Genomic DNA, 18275 nt, shown 5'->3' on the forward strand with positions numbered 1-18275 from the left:
AGTGGGCGATGCGCGAGGCTTTCCGTGACGAGCTGGCGACACTGTGCAACCAGCTGGCCGAGATGTGTGGACTTGCCGTCGATGCGATGCAACGCGCGAACCAGGCCCTGCTCGAGGCCGACCTCACGCTGGCCGAGCAGGTGATCGCCGATCACGAGCACATCGCCGACTACAACCGTCGGATCGAGGAGTCGGCGTTCCGGCTACTCGTGTTGCAGCAGCCGGTCGCCAGCGAGCTGCGTACGGTCGTCGGGTCGATGCACATCGCTGCCGACCTGGACCGGATGGGCGCGCTCGCGGTCCATGTCGCCGACATCTCCCGACTCCGTCATCCCGGCTGCGCGCTGCCCGACGAAGTGCGTTCCAGTTTCGCCGAAATGGGCGCGCAGGCAGTGCGGTTGGCACGCATCGCCCAAGAGGTGCTGGTCTCACGCGATACCGACGCGGCCGCTCGCTTGCGCGACGAGGACGACGCCGTGGACGCCGAGCATCGGCACTTGTTCACGCTGCTGTTGGACCGGCATTGGGATGACGGGGTCGGCTCGGCGGTCGACGTGGCACTGCTGGGCCGCTACTACGAACGGTTCGCCGATCATGCCGTCGAGATCGGCAAGCGGGTCATCTTTGAGGCCACGGGCGGGCGCCCGGTGCACAAGAAATTGGCCTGATGGCGCTACGGCCCGGTGGCCGGGCTGGATTCCAGTAGCGCGCTGAACAGCCGGGTGAGGGTTTCGACGTCGATCGCTCCCGGTTGCAGCACTTCCTCGGTGGCGATGCCCGCGATGATGGTCACCACCAATTGCGCCAGAGCCGACAGCTGCTTGCCGGGCAATGCGGTGCCGGCCTGTTCGACGATGCCCAGCGCCTGATCGGCGGCGGTTCGACGGCGGGCCACCAGGCGCTCGCGCAGCTGGGGATCACGGATGGCGCGCAGCCAGTACTCCATGAGCACGATCTGGTACTCGGTCTGGTCGTGTATCGACTCCAGCGTGGAGCGGCTCAAGGCTGCCGCGATGGCGGCCGTGTCGCCGTGGCCGCTGTCGAGCGCGGTCGCGATCAACGCACCGCGGCTCTCGAACTGCCGGTCCAGCAGCGCCAGGAACAGCTCGTCCTTGGATTCGAAGTTCGAGTAGACCGCGCCCTTGGTGAAGCCCGCGGCGTGACCGATCGCGTCGATGGTGGCACCGGCGAACCCCTCGGCCGCGAACACCTTCAAGGCGGCATCCAGGATCCGATCACGGACCTCGTCGCGGGTGGGGCGGGTGCGTGCAGGTTTGACAGGCGGCATGAGCAACAGAATACTCGTGAGTATCGGATGGATACCAATGAGTATCGAAAGGTTTTCCATGGACGACAAGGACGAGGAGCACGTCGCGCCGCAGATCACTGCGGCGGGGTTGGGTGTCGACGGTGAACACGGCCCGTTGTTCTCCGACGTCGACCTCGAGCTGACGCCGGGCTTCCACGCCATCCAGATGCCCGGCGGCTGGGGTCAGACCGCCCTGTTGCTCACCTTGGCCGGCCGGCTCAAGCCCACCCACGGCACCGTGACCGTGTGCGGTGAGACGCAACCCCGGGCGATCCGGCGGCATTGCGCCATCGCCGCCTTCGCTGACATCGACGACCTCGAAGACTCGGTCACCGTGCAGACGGTCCTCGCCGAGCAGCGCCGCTGGCTGGCGCCGTGGTACCGGCGCGTGCCGCGCGACGCCGGTGAAGCCGAACTGCGCGAGGTGTTCGGAGAACTTACGCCGCCGGCGGCCGACACCTACATCAGTGAACTGTCCGATCTCGACCTGTTTCTGGTGAAGGTCACCCTGGCACTGTTCTCGAACCGCCCGATCTTGGTGGTGGGTGATCTCGAACAGGTCCGGGACAACGTCCGACGGGCCCTTGCGGTCGAGCGACTGGGAGCCATCGCCACGCAACGCAGTGTCGTTGTGGGCGTGACGAATCCGCTCGGCAACGACGCCCCCGACCACGATCTGCACGATCACCGCATCCTGACCGGAAAGAACTGACATGCCGACTACACCCGCTGGTCTCGCCTTCGGCACCCCGGCTGCCGGTCTCGCCTTCGGCACCCCGGCCGCTGGTCTCGCCTTCGGCTCGGAGATCAAACGCTTCAAACGCAGCCGCATGACCCGCGCCGCGATCGTGGTGCTGATGCTGCTGCCGCTGGTATACGGCGCCTTGTACTTGTGGGCCTACTGGGATCCCTTCGGCCAGGTGGACAAGATGCCCGTGGCGTTGGTCAATTCCGATCGGGGCGCGGAGGTTTCGGGCCAGCACCTCAACGCCGGGGCCGAGATCGCCAAGAGCCTGACCGACGACGCGAGCTTGAACTGGCACGTCGTGGATGCGGATGAGGCACGCACCGGAGTCGAGCACGGCAAGTACTACTTCATGCTCGAACTGCCGCCGGACTTCAGCGAGGCGATCGCCTCGCCACTGACCGGAAAACCCAAACAGGCCAACCTGATTGCGGTCTACAACGACGCCAACAACTACATCTCGTCGAACATCGGCCGTACCGCTGTCGACCAGGTCCTCAACGCTGTATCCACCCGGATCTCCGGGCAGGCGGTCAACCAGGTGCTCTCCGTGGTGGTCAGTTCCGGGGCGGGGATCAAGCAGGCAGCCGACGGTGCGGCCCAATTGGCCGACGGGGCGGTGAAAGTCGACGACGGAGCAGGCCGGTTGGCATCCGGTCTGCACGACGCGCGCTCCGGTTCGGCCCAGTTGGCCACCGGTGCCAAGCAGCTCTCCGACGGAATCACCAAGGCCACCGACCCATTGGTCGCGGTGACCTCCGCCCTGTCGAAGATCGGCGGCGACACCCAACAGTTGCAAGACGGCACCGCGGCGCTCCGGCAGGCCAATGACCAGATCGGGGCCATCGCCGCGGCGCAGGACGGGGCCGCCACGGCACTGTCCTCGGTGATCGACCAGCTATCGGCGAGCCCAGACCCGATCGCCAACAACGCCGCCGGAACACTGCGTGGCGTGGCCGACGACCTTCGGGCCCATCAGTTCACGCCGCAGATTCGTCAACAGCTGACCGACGCCGAGAACGCCGCGATCTCGATGACGTCGTCGCTGCGCAGTCCGGGCAGCCCGTTGAACTCCGCGCTCGATCAGGTGGGCAGCAAGAATGCCGATCTCAGTGCGAAGCTGAATCAATTGCGCAGCGGAGCTCAGCAACTCGCCTCCGGTAACGCGGAATTGGCGACGGGCATCGCCAAGCTCGACACCGGCGCCACGCAGTTGAAGAGTGGCACCGGGCAACTGCGAACCGGTTCGGCGGAGTTGGCCACCAAGCTCGCCGACGGTGCCGGCCAGGTGCCGGACTGGACGCCCGAACAGAAGGCGGCGATCGCCGACACCATCGGCGGCCCGGTTCACCTGCAGAACTCAGACGAAAACGCCGCGCCCAACTTCGGCACCGGGATGGCGCCGTTCTTCATCACGCTCGCTCTGTTCTTCGGCGCCCTCGTGCTGTGGATGGTGTTGCGGCCGTTGCAGACCCGCCCGATCGCCGCGGAGGTCCTGGCGATCCGGGTAGTCCTGGCGAGCTATTTGCCCGCCGCCGTGATCGGGATCTTCCAGGCGATCATCCTGTACTGCGTGGTCCGGTTCGCGCTCGGCATGCAGGTGGCACATCCGGTCGCGATGCTAGGTTTCATGATCCTGGTGTCGTGCACGTTCGTCGCTGCCACACAGGCGATCAACGCCTTCGTCGGCCCCGCCGTGGGCCGGGTGCTGGTGATGGCGCTGCTCATGTTGCAGCTGGTGAGCGCCGGCGGCATGTACCCGGTGGAGACCACCTCACGCCCGTTCCAGATCTTCCACACCTACGACCCGATGACGTTCGGGGTCAACGGTTTACGCCAGCTCATCCTGGGCGGTATCGACCATCGGCTCTGGCAGGCGATCATCACGCTGGTGCTGATCTCGGTGGGAGCGTTGACCGTTTCGGCGCTCTCGGCCAGGCGCAACCGGCTGTGGAACATGACCAGGCTGATCCCGGCCATCAAGATGTGATCAGACTGCCTGCAGCAGCGCCGCATCCGCGAGCGGCCGGCTGCGGTTCCCGTGGATGTCGACCGGCACGTCACCGGCAAGCGTCACGCGGTGCATCACCCGGCGCTGGTTGTCGTAGTCGTCGACGGCGCGGTGCTGGGTGGCCCGGTTGTCCCAGATTGCCACGTCACCGGGCGCCCAGGTCCAGCGGACCGTGTTCTCCGGCATGGTGATTCGACGCTGCAAGAGCTCCAACAGGGTGGCCGATTCGTGGCTGTCCAGGCCGAGGAAGCCACGAGCGAAGTCCCCGGCCACCAGGGTGCGTTCACCGGTTTCCGGGTGCACCCGCACCACCGGGTGCTCGGTGCGGAAATCAGGCTTCTCGAAGGCGGCTCGCATCTGCTGCTGTTCGTCGGTCAGAGCGGCCACCGGCGCCGCCGCGTAATCGAACCGATTGCTGTGTACAGCCCACAGGTTCTCGGTGAGGTGTTTGAGTGGCTCGGGTAGCGCGTCGTAGGCCGCCGCGGTCGACGCCCACAGAGTGGACCCGCCGTAGCTGGGCAGGGTCACCGCGCGCAGGATCGAGATCGCCGGATAGTCGGGCACGAACGTGACGTCGGTGTGCCAGCGGGTGGCCTTGGCGTACTCGGAGTCGATCGGGGTGATCAACGGCGCATCGGCAGACCTCAGCGCATGGTGACCGATCGGCCGCCCGAGCAGGCGGGCGAACGCGTTGTGTTCCTCGTCGGTCAGGTGGTGTTGACCGCCGAAGAACACCACCTTGTGTTCGAGTAGCGCCTGTCGGATGGCGGCGATCGTGTCGGCGTCGAGATCTCCACCCAGTTGCACGCCGTCGATGCGAGCACCGATGCGGCTGCCAAGCTTCGTGATGGTGGGGGGAGTGGCCACAGAAGCAGTCATCGAACGTCCTTTCCACTGATGAGACTTCACTGATGAGACGAGATGTAGTCAGGTGACTACACCCGGATGTGGGCTAGTGTAGCCGGATGACTACACCGCCGCCACCGTCGAAGGGGCCGGTCGGTCGCGACGAGGTGGTGGCCGCGGCGCTATCCGCTGCGGCGGAACTTTTTGCCGAGCGTGGGCCGTCGGCCACATCGATCCGGGACATCGCCGCCAAGTCCAACGTCAACCACGGGCTGATCTACCGGCACTTCGGCACCAAGGATCAGTTGGTCGGCGCGGTGCTGGAGCATCTCGGGACAAAGCTCACCGAACTGCTCGACGGCGACGGCCCGGCCGAGGAGATCGACCGGAACATGGATCAGCACATGCGGGTGATGGCCCGGGCGCTGCTCGACGGGTACCCGGTGGGGCAGCTGCAGACCCGGTTTCCGGGCGTCACCCGCCTGCTCGGTCAGGTCCTGCCGAACTTCGACGATCCGCGCGGCGGTCGACTGGCGGTGGCGAATGCGGTTGCCCTGCAAATGGGTTGGCGGTTGTTCGAACCGTTCTTGCGGTCGGCGGCCGGTCTGGATGCCGACGAGGAGGTCCGTGAGGCCGTCGGCGCGGAGATCGCACGGATGCTCCGCCCGACAAACCCGCGAGCGGAATAGTCAGCAGCCGTGGCCGGCGCGACGGCGCAGCGGCTCGCGTCCGGGCGGCTGTGGCGGCGGTGGCAGCAGGGCATGGCGCGGCACCACCTTGACCGTGGTCGGCTTCTGCGTGTTGAGCACTACGTCTTTTCCGGAGTGGCGGATGGTCAGCGAACCGTCGGGCCCGTCGCGCAAGGTGTAGGTGACGTCGTGATGCTTCGCTTCGACCGTCACCCGGAAATCCCTCCACCGCAGTCGGAAACGCAGGCAGGAAATGCCGTCGGGCAGGTGCGGGTCTACCGACAGGATGCCCTCGTCGTCACGTACCCCGCCGAAACCGGCCACCAATGCAGTCCATGACCCGGCCAGTGAGGCCATGTGCAATCCGTCACGGGTATTGCGGTGCAGGTCCCGCAGGTCGATCAACGCGGCCTCGTAGGCATAGTCGTGGGCCAGCTCCAGATGGCCCACCTCGGCGCACATCACGGCCTGGGTGCAGGCCGACAGAGACGAGTCCCGCGTCGTGCGCCGCTCGTAGTAATCGACGTTGCGTGCCTTCTGTTCGGGGGTGAAGGCGTGGCTCTGCCACTGCATGGCCAGCACCAGATCGGCCTGTTTGAGCACCTGGGTGGGGTAGAGCCGCACATATGGTTCGTTGAGCAGAAGCGGATAGGTGGTATTGGCCGAGAAATCCCACTCGGCCAGTGTGGTGAACCCCTGGCACTGTGGGTGCACACCCAATTCCTCGTCATAGGGAATGTGCGCGGCGTCGGCGGCGTCGCGCCAGGCCGCGGTCTCCTCGGTGGTCACGCCCATCGCGTAGGAGGCGTCGGGATGGCGGGTGCAGGCGTCGGCGGCCACCCGAAGGTTGTGTGCCGCCATCAGATTCGTGAAGACGTTGTCACGCACCATGGCGGTGTACTCGTCGGGACCGGTCACCCCGTCCAGGTGCCAGATCCCGTAACGGTCATGGTGGCCGAGTGACATCCACAACCGCGCGGTGTCCACCAAGACCGCCAGTCCGCACTCCTTCTCCAACGAATCATCGCCGGTGACAATGCGATAGCGCTCGAAGGCGGCGGCGATGTCGGCGTTGATGTGCCAGGCGGCCGTGCCGGCCGGCCAGTACGCCGAACATTCCTCGCCCCGGATGGTGCGCCACGGGAAACTGGCTCCCTTCAGGTCGAGGAGGGCGGCGCGTTCGCGGGCCAAGTCCAGCGTGGAGGCGCGCCAGCGCAGTGCGTCGGCGGCGGCCTGGGGCTTGGTGTACGTCAGCACCGGGAGCACGAAACCTTCGGTGTCCCAGAACGCATGGCCGTCGTAGCCGGTGCCGGTCAAGCCCTTACCGGCGATGGCACGGCGCTCGGCCCGGGCGCTGGCCTGAAGCACGTGGAACAACCCGAACCGCACCGCCTGCTGGCAATCCGGGTCGCCCTCGACCTCCACGTCCGCACAGTCCCAGAACTCGTCGAGGTAGGCCCGTTGGGAGTCGAGCAGACCTTGCCAGCCGCTGTAGCGGGCGCCGGTGATGGCGGCTGCGACCTGATCCTGCAGTGCCGGGCGTGAGCGCAAGCTCGACCAGCCGTAGGCGAGATACTTGACGATGCGCAGTTTCTGGCCTGGACGCAGCCCGCAGATCACGGTTGTCCGGGCCAGGTCCTCGTAAGAGTCGGTGCTGACCTCGACGCGGCCGGGTACCTCGACGTCGTGATCCATCCCGGCAGCCATCGTCAAAGCGCTGCCGGTGGTGCGATGCACGAGAAGTGCGCGGTGGTCGGTGTTTTCGTGATGAACAGCCTGCAGTGGCTTCTTGAGCACCGCCGACACCCGAGGGTCGTCGGAGGTCTCTGGCTGGTCTTCGTTGGTGACAAGCTCGGATTGCACCGTGACGCGGACGAATTCGTCGACTGCCTCGACGATGTACTCGATGGCGGCGACGCCGCGGTGGGCGAACGACACCAGCCTGGTGGAGACCAGCTTGACCTGCTTTCCCGCCGGCGAGCGCCAGTGGGCATGGCGGGTCAGGGTTCCGGCGCGCAGGTCGAGTGTGCGCTCATGGTCGATGAGTTCGCCGTAGCGCACGTCGAACGGTTCGTCGTCGACGAGCAGGCGCAGCAGCTTGCCGTTGGTGACGTTGACGACGGTCTGGCCGGCTTCGGGATAACCGAATCCCGCTTCTGCGTAGGGGAGTGGGCGTACCTCGAAGTATCCGGCCAGATATGTCCCGGGTAGGCCGTACGGCTCGCCCTCGTCGAGATTGCCCCGCAGGCCGATATGACCGTTGGACAACGAGAACAGCGATTCCGACTGTGCCAGCAGGTTGAGGTCCAACTGGGTTTCGCGCACCTGCCACGGTTCCACCGGGTAGGCCTCGTGGGTGATCATCATCGCGGCTCCAGCAGGTCGCCGAGGTCCGTCACCACGATGTCGGCGCCGTCACGGCGCAGCTCGGCGGCCTGCCCGACCCGGTCCACGCCGACCACGAAACCGAACTGACCGGCCCGCCCGGCCGCGACGCCGGCCAACGCATCTTCGAACACTGCCGCCTGTGCCGGGGGGACACCGAGTAGTTCGGCGGCGCGCAGGAAGCTGTCCGGCGCCGGTTTCCCCGGCAGGTTCTCGTCGCGCATCGTCACCCCGTCCACCCGCTGTTCGATGAATGTGTCCAGTCCCGTGATGTTGAGCACCTCCTCGGTGTTGGCGCTGGAAGACACCACCGCTCGGTGTAGCCCCGCTCTTACCGCCGCTTCCAGGTAACGGCGCGAGCCCTCGAACACCTCGACGCCGTCGCGCTTGAGGGTTCGGTGAAACATTGCGTTCTTGCGGTTGCCCAGTCCTTCGACGGTGTCGACGGTGGTGGCGTCGTCCGGCGTCCCTTCGGGAATGACGATTCCGCGGCTGGCCAGGAACGAGCGCACGCCGTCCTCGCGACGCTTGCCGTCGACGTAACGCAGGTAGTCGTCGTCGATGTCGAACTCGACGAACGGCTCACTGGTTTGTTCGGCCCTGGTGCGCAGAAACTCGTCGAACATGGCCTTCCAGGCCTTCTTGTGCACGCTGGCGGTGTCGGTGAGGACACCATCGAGATCGAACAGGCACGCGGTGATCTGCTCGGGCAGGCCCAGCACAGGGTCCTCGCTTTCGCCGACGTCTTCTCCATCATGCGTAATCACCACACGAGGCGGGGGTTTAAACATGCCGGCAGGGTCCAGTCGTGACCGGGCGGTGCTACCGCGTGCTCAGTCGCTGGAGAAGGCGAGAAAATAGGTCAAAGACGGTTCCACGTTTATTGATTCATCGCTGAACGAAAGAAGTTGGTTCAACGTCGCAGGGTCATTGGCCTCGAACAAGAACGGTTCGATCGGTTGATCGTCGTCGATGTGAAGAATTTGTCGAACGCCGGAGCTGTCGAGCTGCGGGAGCGGGATTTCGCATTCCAGATCCTCGGTCTTCGCATTATAACCTTCAAGTTGCCACATAGGTCAGGGAGTCACTTTTCTTGTAGGGTCCGCAGGCTTGGTCTGAGCACCGGTGTTGGGATCAAATTCACCCTTGTGTGTACCCCTCTTGTCATAAACCTCGACTTTTCCGTGCTGACTATCCCACTCATAAATATTGTCTTTATCGTCCTTCCAGCGTGCTCGCATCCGACCGCCACTCATCCGTGTCTTGGGCGGTACGCGTTTAGCCTTCGGGAAAGCGTTGAGGTTATTCGGTTTTGGGTAGAAGTTACCCGCTGGACCGCTCACCATGCCGGATCCGTCGGAATTGTAGACCGAAGCATTCGCCTGAAGTAGAGGCTGCAGATCTTGAGAGATTTCGGCCGCTGCGACCCCGACGGCAACAGTTCCACCGACGACTGCACCTGTTGCGATGCCGGCGGCGACGTCGAGGCTGACGAGAATTGGAAGTATCGAGGACGCTGCCCCCGACGCTGCTGACCCAGCTGCTAGTCCCGCTCCGCCGACGGTGCCTTCCGGCCCAACGAGACTTCCGACGATTCCACCGACGATCCCTGCAGCGATCGCCCAGCCGAGGCTGTCGGAAATGATCTCACGGATCTTCCGATGCGCCTCGTCAATCTGGTGCGCCCAGTTATCGCATGAGTGGCCAAGGCTTTCGAAGTGACTGGCGAGTGCCTCGACGTTGTTGGCCACCAGGTCCATCTGTGCCAACGCCTTGTCAAACTCAGGAGAGGACAGGTCTTCGATCGCTGACCACGCAGGCCCCGCCTGGGTGCTGGCTGCGCGAAGCCCCTTTGCGGCTTCGGCCCATGCGCTGCCGAGCTTGCGAAGTTTGGATGGATCGCCGTTCGGCCAAAGGTGTCCCTGCAGCCAACGGCTGACTAAACCCCAACCGAGCGGTGCGTCGGTGTCGCCTCCGTAGGAACCTTTGAACGCTCCTGCGGAATATTGTGAGGCCAATGCGGGCGGGGCCATTTTTTCACCGGGTGGCGTCGATGCAGCACGCTCGGCGTTGGCGTGGTTGACGCCAGTGAATGCCAAAAGGTCCTGAAGTTTAGCGAAGGCGTTGACCGCGTCGAAGCCCGCTTTTACGGCGTCGAGGGCGGCTGGGTCATAGCCGTTCGCCCAAGTGTGACCAGAGTTGTCGGTACCGGCACACCCCCAGTTTTCATCAAGCGTGGAGGTCAGTTTGTTCAGCACCATTGGAGCGCTTGTCCGCGCGTTATCGTAGAGTTTTGCCGCGTTTAGCAGAACTTCCGAATCTGCAATTATCGGTGCCATTTAGTCTAAATTCTCATAGTCGGCGAAAGTCATCTCCAGCAAGGGCGTTTGGTCTTGAGAGATCACGGCCACATTGCGACGTTATGGGCTACCGTACCCGAATAATCACGGTGCGCCGAGGCGATCTTCGTCCGCAATGCATTCAACGCCTCGCGCATTTGACTTACGGCGTCCATCCATTCCGTGTGGTACCTGCGGTGAGCGTCGGCGGCGTCTCCTGTCCACGAACTGTGTAACACGGCGACTTGCTGTTCCGCCTCGCCTGCGACATGTTCGGCACTGGAATTGAACGCGGCCAACCGATCAGCGAATTCTTGAAGGCGATCCAAGTCTACGGAATACCTGCTCATAGCGCACCGCCACTATTAATGCTGCTGGCAATAGCCTGCGCGCCTTCATTATCTTGATCGACGTATGTGGTCGCCGCCTGTCTGAGCAGATCACACGATTCGTCCAATGCCCGGGCGACGCGTTGCGCCCCGTCGTGCCATTCTCGCCACACAGGCGCGAACGTCGATGCAGCAGCCCCTGTCCACGTCGATGTCAGGTCATCCCACTCTTTCTCAATATTGTCCAGTTCAGCAGCTAGCTGAGCAGCCTGCTCCGCCAAGAGTCGAGCCGACGAGACCATGGATTCCCAGTCGGTCGTCAATGACTTTGCCACTTCTCTCCCCCTCGGTCGTTCCCCTGAAAGTCTATGGTCAGAGTGCAGCTGTCGATGCCATGAGTTTGTGCGCCTCAGCTGCGCGGATGGGCCACCACTAGACTGTGGCGGTGACGTCTGCATCTCCCCGTCCCGTCCTCGTCGTCGATTTCGGCGCCCAGTACGCACAGCTGATCGCGCGCCGGGTCCGTGAGGCGCGGGTGTTTTCCGAGGTCGTCCCACACACCGCCAGTGTCGAGGAGATCAAGGCCAAGGATCCGCAGGCCATCGTGCTCTCGGGTGGCCCGGCCAGTGTGTACGCCGAAGGCGCGCCGCGGCTGGACCCCGCGCTGTTCGATCTCGACGTTCCGGTGTTCGGCATCTGCTACGGATTCCAGGCCATGGCCCAGGCGCTCGGCGGCACTGTCGAACACACCGGCACCAGCGAATACGGGCGCACCGAGTTGACCGTTGCCGGCGGCGACCTGCACTCCGAGTTGCCTACCACGCAGCCGGTGTGGATGAGTCACGGCGACGCCGTCACCGCCGCGCCGGAGGGCTTCGACGTCGTCGCCTCCAGCGCCGGTGCCCCGGTCGCGGGCTTCGAGAACCGGGCCCGCCGCCTGGCCGGCGTCCAGTACCACCCCGAGGTGTTGCACTCTCCGCACGGCCAACAGGTGTTGAGCCGGTTCCTGCACGAGTTTGCAGGGATCGGTGCCGGCTGGACCCCGGCCAACATCGCCGAGCAGTTGATCGAGGCGGTCCGCGCCCAGATCGGGGACGGCCAGGCGATCTGCGGGTTGTCCGGCGGTGTCGACTCCGCGGTGGCCGCCGCGCTGGTGCAACGCGCCATCGGAGACCGGCTGACCTGTGTGTTCGTCGACCACGGTCTGCTGCGCGCGGGGGAGCGGGCCCAGGTGCAACGAGATTTCGTCGCCGCCACCGGAGCCAAACTGGTGACCGTCGACGTTGCCGATCGGTTCCTCGAAGCGCTCAGTGGGGTGACCAACCCCGAGGGCAAGCGCAAGATCATCGGCCGCGAGTTCATCCGCGCTTTCGAGGGTGCGGTCCGCGGCATCGTCGAGGAGGGTGGACCGGACGTCGAATTCCTGGTGCAGGGCACGCTGTACCCGGACGTCGTGGAGTCCGGCGGCGGCACCGGCACCGCCAACATCAAGAGCCACCACAACGTCGGGGGCCTGCCCGACGACCTGAAGTTCACGCTCGTCGAGCCACTGCGGCTGCTGTTCAAGGACGAGGTGCGGGCGGTCGGCCGTGAGCTCGGCCTGCCGGAGGAAATCGTTGCCCGCCAACCGTTCCCGGGGCCCGGGCTGGGTATTCGCATCGTCGGCGAGGTGACCGCCGACCGGTTGGACACCCTGCGCCGCGCCGACGCCATCGCCCGCGAGGAACTCACCGCCGCCGGTTTGGACCAGCAGATCTGGCAGTGCCCGGTGGTCCTGCTTGCCGACGTGCGCTCGGTCGGGGTGCAGGGCGACGGGCGCACCTACGGTCACCCGATCGTGCTGCGGCCGGTCTCCAGTGAGGACGCCATGACCGCCGACTGGACTCGGGTGCCTTACGAAGTGCTGGAACGGATTTCGACCCGGATCACCAACGAGGTGCCCGAGGTCAACCGGGTGGTGCTGGACGTCACCAGCAAGCCGCCGGGCACCATCGAGTGGGAGTGATCAGCGCGGCGGATCCCCGCGCCAGCGAAAGCTGTTGACGTACTTGCCCATATCCTGAGCAAGGTCGAGGTTGGCGCCCGACGGCATTCCCGGCCCGAAATCGGGGCCGTACTCGTGGTACGGGCCGGCAGCCACGGCGATCAGCGCCAGGTCGTCCTTGACCGCGGCCAGGATGACCACCCGCAGCCGCAGGTAGTCGCCGGTGGCGTTCTGCGGCCAGCTGTCGACGACCATGCCGTACCCGGGTTGGTATCCGACCATTGCATTCGGAATCTCGTAGTCGACCGCAGCATCCGGGTAGGTCTCCTCGACCAGGGCCTTCGTGATCTCTTTCGGCGTCCGCTCCGCGGCGGGCCGCCCGATGAGCTGCATGGTGCCGCCGTCGTCGATCAGATAATCCACGGTGACGCCGTCGTCGGCGATGGTCGCCTGGTACACCGCGCTGGACGCGGGATACGAGACGGAGAACGCACCGTCAGGGGCGGTGAAACGGGGATTGGTCGCCACCGCCTCGCTGGTCGGCGGGCGGCCGCAATCCGGTGGACAGACGTACCGCGCAGGGGGATCGCTGACCGCCAGCGACACCGCCGCCAGGGCGACGGTGAGCAGCGTGACGCCGACGCCCCAGGTGACGATCGGCCGGACAGTACCGGGTAATCGCACCGGGTCGAGGCCCGCGCCGGCGTGCGAGGTCGTCCGCAGGCCGGCCCGTGCCGCCAGTACCGCCAAGGCCATCACGATCAGATGCACGGCCAACACCACCAGCTGCGGTGCCGGCGCGACGTCGATCAGGCCGAGGACGGCGTACAGGCCGACCACGGTGACAGTCGTCAGGCCGATGGCCCGCACCCGCCGATGCCGAGTGTCGGATGGCGGGGAGAACCACAGCATCACGCCGACGAGACCACCGGTGGCCGCGGCAGTCACCGGCACGGCCACCGCCTGGATACCGGCTTGCACCAACAACCCGGTCAACGGCCGGTCGTTGTCCACGATCCCGTCGTCGAGCTGCGTTCCCAGCCGGCAGAGCGTAGCGGCCGCGGTGAAGGCCACTGCACCCAGAGCGCCGAATGCAAAGCCGTTCTGAGGCTTTGGCTGCCGCGTCACGAGCAGGCAGATCACCAGGGCCGGGGCGAGCATCAGGGTCATGGCGCCGAGCGGGACGGCCAACCCATCCCGGACGACTCGCAACGGCTCGGTGCCGACGCCGACGGGCACGTCGTATTCCCGGGCCACGACGGAACCGGTCATCAGGGTCCACCCGGCGCCCAACCCCATCCCGAGCGTGACGGTGAGCAGCACCGCGCGGACCGGAAGAGTTTGCCCCGCAGCGGTTTCCCGCAGGTACGTGCCGAACAGCAGCGGCAATCCGAAGGCGGCGAGACCGATCATGGCCGACGGCAGCCGCAGCACCGCGGACGCCGTCACCGCGGCCAGAAACAATCCGACGGCCAGCCAAAACGGTGCCGCGAAACGGGACTCGGTCCCGCTACTCATCGCCTGCCGGCCGAATCAAGAGACGGCGATATCGGGCACTTATTGCCGATGCGGGCTGCCGGCCCCGTGGCGCCCGGTGGGCGGCGCCGGTGGCCCGGCGTGGGTCGGGGTGAACTTGTTGGCGCCGCTGGGCACGACGTTCTTCTCGGTCGGTGCCACGGGCGCTGGGGACGTCGACATCGTGGTCGTTGTCGTCGTGGTCGGCGTCGTGGTCTCGGGTGCCTTCTCGCCGGTGCCGCAAGCACTGAGCGTGGTCATTCCGACAATGGCGGCAGCGGCCGCAGCGACTGCGAGGCGACGAGTAAATCGACGTGACCTCATGTTTTGTCCTAACTTCCCCCGGCGGGTGGTTCACATGCAGCCGTCGAAATCGACCGGCTGGCAAACTCTAACCCGGGGGGTCGCGCCGCGGACGTCAATTGGCGGTTTCGGTGGTCAGCGGTGAGGGTCGCCACGCCAACGGAAACTGTTGACGTACTTACCCATGTCGAGCGCGAGCTGGAGGTTGGCCCCGGACGGCTTGCCGGAGCCCGATTGCGGCCCGAATTCGTGATACGGACCAACGGCGGAGGCGATCAGCGCAAGGTCGTCCTTGACCGCGACCATCACGATGACGCGCATGCGGGCGTAGCTGCTGGTGGCGCTCTGCGGCCAGCAGTCCGCGACGACGCCGTAACCTGGCCGGTAGCCCACCATCGCGTTGGGAATCTCGTAGGCGGTGGTGGTGTCCGGGAACGTCGTGCCGATAAGGGAATTGGCGATGTCCTTCGGTGTCCGGCCGTCGGCGGGCCGGCTCATCAACTGCATCATCCCGCCGTCACCGGCGGTGAATTCGGCGGTGACGCCGGTACGGGCGGTGGTGACCTTGTAGGCCGTCCCCGCCGCGGGGTACGAGACCGAGAAGCTCCCGTCGGGCGCGGTGAACACCGGGTTGATCGCGACGGCTTGTCCCATCGGTGGATGTCCGCAATCGGGCGGACACATATACCGCGCAGGCGGCGCACTGGTGGTTTTCGAGATCCAGGCCAGCACACCGGCCACCAGGGCGATGGCGGTGCCGAGGACGGCCAGCAGTTTCAGCACCGAGGTGCCGCGAATGGCGCGGATTCTGCCGGTCGAGACGGGTACCGCGTAGCCGGGAAAAAACGTGCTCACCTGTCGTCGGACCCCGGATCGCGTACCGGACGGTGTCTACGGCGTTCGGCGCGAGACGTGCGTGACGACGCATGGGTGGCCGCACCACAGTGCGGACAGAACGCCATGTCGGGCACGATGTGACCGCAGCGCGGACAGAAAATTGGTCGGTCCGAGGCGATCTCGTCGTGTGCTTCGTGCAACAGGGCCAAGTGCAGACCGACACGTAGCGCCAATATCGCCGTCAATGCGACCACGATGTGCACGGTCAATTGAATCCACTGGGGGATGCGTGCCACGTCGACGAGGCCCAGTGCGGCGTAGATCGCCAGCACCGCAAGCGCGCAGGTGAACATCACCAGGCGCACGTATCCGACGTGTTTGTCGGCCTTGGTGGCAGGTCGGGTGAACCACAGCGCCGCGCCGATCAGCCCGCCGATGGCCGCCGCGGTCAATGGCACTGCGATACCACGGATTCCGGCCTCGACGAGCAGACCGGACATCGGCCGGTTGCGCGCCACCATACCGGTGCTGAGCTGGGGGGCCAGCCGGGTCAGGGTGGCTGCCGCGGTGAAAGTCGTCGCACCGAGAGCGCCGATCATGAACCCGTCCAATGATTCCCGGCTCGCCGGGCGCAACAGGCGGACCACCACCGCCGGCGCCAGCATCAAAACCGCACCGCCCAAGGGAATCCCCAAGCCGTTGCGCATGATCCGGAATCCGCTCACGCCGGCGCCGAGCGGTACACCGTAGGACTTGGCCATTATCTGGCCGGTGAACAACACCCACCCGATGCCCAGGGCAATGCCCAGCACGATGGTGAGCACCAGGTTGGTGCGGTGCAGGTCGCGGAAGGCGTCGGACTCGTAGAGGTAGATCAAGAACAGCAACGGGACCCCGAGCGCGGCGACGGCGATCAGGGCGGCGGGCAGCTTCAGCAGCGCACAACCGACCAGGGCTACCACCAGGACCAGCATCGCCACGCGAAACGGGGTGCGCGACTGCTGCGGCAGGTGGGGGAACAGTGAGCTGGCGATGGACGGCCGTAGCAGGTGCTCGTCGGGAGCTACACAGGATGCATTGAGCCGCAACCACTCCGGCCCTTCCGACGCCTCCTGGTCAAGTGGTACACCGCACAATCCGCAGTACGTGCCGTCGGGGACATCGACCTTGCACACGCGGCATTCGGTGGTGGGCACGTCGATGTCGTTGCCTGGTTCGGTCATCGGTTCGCCTTTTGCAGGATGAGCAGGTTCTTGGCGAGATTCTCGACGTCGGGCGTGCCCAACCCGGTCACCAGGTCGTACCCGGGCCCGGCGGTGGCCACGGCGTTGCCGCCGAGGGTGACGTCGCGGAACGCCGGCAGGGGCGCTCCTCTGGCGATCCGGTACAGCATCGGATTGAGGTCGCCCATCGCCCGGCCGCCGTTGGCGGTCAGGTACTGGTTGATCACCGCGGCGATACCGGCCCACAGCGGTGCGGCTTGTGATGTGCCACCACCGACCAGGACTTGGCCGTTGAGAACGATTTTCACGCCGGTGAACGGATCGGCGACGGCGGCGATGTCGGGGGTGAGTCGTTTCTGGCTGCCGGCCTCAGGACTTCCCGGAGCAGACACGCCGCGTTGCCATTCGGGTCGGTCGAAGAGCGCCGACACCCCGCCGCCGGTGCCCTGCGAGAGCGGGACGTCGAACCAGGCCTGCTCGGCCAGCCAGCGGCCCTCGGCATCGGTGGACAGGGTGGTTCCGCCGACGTCGGTGATCTCGGGTAGGGAGGCAACCGAATCCAGGCCGATGTCGCCCTCGCTGGGAGCAGATGACCAGTCTTGTCCACCTCTGCATTCCAAACCGGCCAGATCGCCGCTGGCGTTGAAGGCCGTGGTGCCGTGGGTGTGCGCGGTGCGCAGGGCGGAGCGAACCGGGGCGAGATCGGCTGCGGTGATCAGCTTGTCGCAGCCCCAACCGATCGAGAAGCTCCACACCGCACCGGGAAACTGTTGGTCGGCGGCCTCCAACATCTTGCCGATCTTCTCGTAGGCGCCGTCGCCCTGTACCGTCGGCCGGGCGTTGATCACGACTTTCCGTGCGTCCGGGGCGATGGCGTGGGCAACCTGCAGATCCATCGTGGTCTCACCGTGCGGTGTGCTCGGTTGTCCGCCGATCAGGACGGGCGTGAACGTGGGCAGCCCGAAGGTAGTGGCGAAGGTGTCGAGATCAGCCTGGTCGAATCCGTCGAATGCGAAGATCACGATGGTGGTGTTCTTGCCGGTGTAGCCCTGTGCCGCCAATCCGTCGAGGTTGTAGGTGTTGAGTAGCGCCTTCGGCACCAACCCCTGATCGGGGACGTCGGTCGGCAGATTCCGTAGGTCCGGTAGGGACATCCGGTAGGGCGTGTAGCCGAGGATGCGGCCGATGCCGGCTATTTCTGCGCGCAGGGGCGCTGGCACCGACGGCTGTTGCGGTGAGGCATAGAACTCCTGTCCGCGCCGACCCCGGTAGTCGTGCACATCGACGTCGAAAGCGGTTGCCAGGTCAGAGGATCGGCCTTCGGCTATCGCCCACCCGGCGCCCGGCTGCCACCGGACCGACAACGCATGCTCGCCGGCCCACCGGTATAGCGCCGCTGGTCGTGACGTGCGGTGCAGCGTCACGGTCACCTGTGCTGAGCGGTCACTTGAGGGGCCGAGATCTGTTGAGGCAGCCAGTAATTGGGCATACGGGCCGGTGATGTGTCCGCGCGCCTCATCGTTCAGGGCAGGGGTGGCCCGCAGGTCTGAGACCAGCAGGACGCTGAGCATGATGAGTGCCAGTAGCGCGCGCCCGGGCGCGATGTGTATCCCGGCCATGGGCGAATGACCGATTCCTCTAGTTCGAGGCCTAGTTGTCGCCGGGCAGGGCGGTCGGCGCCGGCGGTGCCTTGACGCCGGGGGTGAACAGGTTGCCGCCGGTGGGGCTGATCGACTTCTCGGTCGGCTCGACCGGTGCCA

Annotated in this window: 18 protein-coding genes; 5 read left to right on the forward strand and 13 right to left on the reverse strand. The window is 65.8% G+C overall.

The window, feature by feature from the left end:
* The first annotated feature begins 8 nt into the window (after positions 1 to 8).
* Positions 9 to 668 carry a phosphate signaling complex protein PhoU gene (phoU, locus tag A5733_RS12125; protein ID WP_076240290.1) on the forward strand — a complete coding sequence of 220 codons (660 nt, stop codon included), beginning with the start codon at positions 9 to 11 and terminating at the stop codon, positions 666 to 668.
* Between the two features lie 5 nt (positions 669 to 673).
* Here the strand turns inward: phoU and A5733_RS12130 are convergent, their stop codons facing one another.
* The gene (locus tag A5733_RS12130; protein ID WP_076240300.1) at positions 674 to 1300 is read right to left on the reverse strand and encodes a TetR/AcrR family transcriptional regulator; all 627 of its coding nucleotides are present in this window, start codon (positions 1298 to 1300) and stop codon (positions 674 to 676) included.
* 46 nt (positions 1301 to 1346) lie between these two features.
* On the opposite strand from A5733_RS12130, the gene A5733_RS12135 reads away from it, so the two are divergent.
* Together A5733_RS12135 and A5733_RS12140 are read left to right on the forward strand one after the other, a co-directional pair.
* A complete protein-coding gene (locus tag A5733_RS12135; protein ID WP_067776260.1) occupies positions 1347 to 2021 on the forward strand; it encodes a hypothetical protein in 675 nt (224 codons plus the stop codon).
* Between the two features lies 1 nt (position 2022).
* Positions 2023 to 4044: a YhgE/Pip domain-containing protein gene (locus tag A5733_RS12140; RefSeq protein ID WP_255376484.1), complete on the forward strand. Its 2022-nt coding sequence runs from the start codon at positions 2023 to 2025 to the stop codon at positions 4042 to 4044.
* Here the strand turns inward: A5733_RS12140 and A5733_RS12145 are convergent, their stop codons facing one another.
* Positions 4045 to 4944, reverse strand: a complete 900-nt coding sequence (locus A5733_RS12145; protein ID WP_067776262.1) for a TauD/TfdA family dioxygenase — start codon at positions 4942 to 4944, stop codon at positions 4045 to 4047.
* A gap of 86 nt (positions 4945 to 5030) precedes the next feature.
* On the opposite strand from A5733_RS12145, the gene A5733_RS12150 reads away from it, so the two are divergent.
* A complete protein-coding gene (locus tag A5733_RS12150) occupies positions 5031 to 5600 on the forward strand; it encodes a TetR/AcrR family transcriptional regulator (protein ID WP_067776268.1) in 570 nt (189 codons plus the stop codon).
* Here the strand turns inward: A5733_RS12150 and A5733_RS12155 are convergent, their stop codons facing one another.
* The 6 genes from A5733_RS12155 to A5733_RS12180 form a co-directional block, all read right to left on the reverse strand.
* Positions 5601 to 7964: a glycoside hydrolase family 65 protein gene (locus A5733_RS12155; protein ID WP_067776337.1), complete on the reverse strand. Its 2364-nt coding sequence runs from the start codon at positions 7962 to 7964 to the stop codon at positions 5601 to 5603.
* On the reverse strand, positions 7964 to 8707 hold the full coding sequence (locus tag A5733_RS12160; RefSeq protein WP_233152677.1) for a beta-phosphoglucomutase family hydrolase: 744 nt from the start codon (positions 8705 to 8707) through the stop codon (positions 7964 to 7966). The genes A5733_RS12155 and A5733_RS12160 overlap by 1 nt, the downstream gene beginning before the upstream one ends.
* Before the next feature lie 111 nt (positions 8708 to 8818).
* Complete coding sequence (locus tag A5733_RS12165) at positions 8819 to 9058, reverse strand: hypothetical protein (protein WP_067776274.1); 240 nt, start codon at positions 9056 to 9058, stop codon at positions 8819 to 8821.
* Between the two features lie 3 nt (positions 9059 to 9061).
* The gene (locus tag A5733_RS27715; protein WP_198938778.1) at positions 9062 to 10246 is read right to left on the reverse strand and encodes a colicin E3/pyocin S6 family cytotoxin; all 1185 of its coding nucleotides are present in this window, start codon (positions 10244 to 10246) and stop codon (positions 9062 to 9064) included.
* Positions 10247 to 10386: 140 nt separating this feature from the next.
* Positions 10387 to 10674: a WXG100 family type VII secretion target gene (locus A5733_RS12175; RefSeq protein ID WP_067776277.1), complete on the reverse strand. Its 288-nt coding sequence runs from the start codon at positions 10672 to 10674 to the stop codon at positions 10387 to 10389.
* A complete protein-coding gene (locus A5733_RS12180; RefSeq protein WP_076240291.1) occupies positions 10671 to 10988 on the reverse strand; it encodes a WXG100 family type VII secretion target in 318 nt (105 codons plus the stop codon). The genes A5733_RS12175 and A5733_RS12180 overlap by 4 nt, the downstream gene beginning before the upstream one ends.
* A 110-nt stretch (positions 10989 to 11098) precedes the next feature.
* Here A5733_RS12180 and guaA point away from each other — a divergent pair, with 110 nt between their 5' ends.
* Positions 11099 to 12658: a glutamine-hydrolyzing GMP synthase gene (gene guaA, locus A5733_RS12185; RefSeq protein WP_076240303.1), complete on the forward strand. Its 1560-nt coding sequence runs from the start codon at positions 11099 to 11101 to the stop codon at positions 12656 to 12658.
* Here guaA and A5733_RS12190 read toward each other — a convergent pair whose 3' ends face one another.
* The 5 genes from A5733_RS12190 to A5733_RS12210 form a co-directional block, all read right to left on the reverse strand.
* Complete coding sequence (locus tag A5733_RS12190) at positions 12659 to 14155, reverse strand: zinc ribbon domain-containing protein (protein ID WP_076240292.1); 1497 nt, start codon at positions 14153 to 14155, stop codon at positions 12659 to 12661. It abuts the gene before it with no gap.
* A gap of 39 nt (positions 14156 to 14194) precedes the next feature.
* Positions 14195 to 14413 carry a hypothetical protein gene (locus A5733_RS12195; protein WP_369806778.1) on the reverse strand — a complete coding sequence of 73 codons (219 nt, stop codon included), beginning with the start codon at positions 14411 to 14413 and terminating at the stop codon, positions 14195 to 14197.
* Between the two features lie 177 nt (positions 14414 to 14590).
* Complete coding sequence (locus tag A5733_RS12200; protein WP_067776283.1) at positions 14591 to 15310, reverse strand: hypothetical protein; 720 nt, start codon at positions 15308 to 15310, stop codon at positions 14591 to 14593.
* Entirely contained in the window at positions 15307 to 16515 is a 1209-nt protein-coding gene (locus A5733_RS12205) for a zinc ribbon domain-containing protein (protein WP_067776285.1), read from the reverse strand. Before A5733_RS12205 ends, A5733_RS12200 begins: the two co-directional genes overlap by 4 nt.
* Entirely contained in the window at positions 16512 to 18134 is a 1623-nt protein-coding gene (locus A5733_RS12210; RefSeq protein ID WP_067776288.1) for a S53 family peptidase, read from the reverse strand. Before A5733_RS12210 ends, A5733_RS12205 begins: the two co-directional genes overlap by 4 nt.
* Between the last annotated feature and the right edge of the window lie 141 nt (positions 18135 to 18275).

The organism is Mycobacterium sp. NS-7484, from assembly GCF_001953975.1.
Classification (GTDB): domain Bacteria; phylum Actinomycetota; class Actinomycetes; order Mycobacteriales; family Mycobacteriaceae; genus Mycobacterium.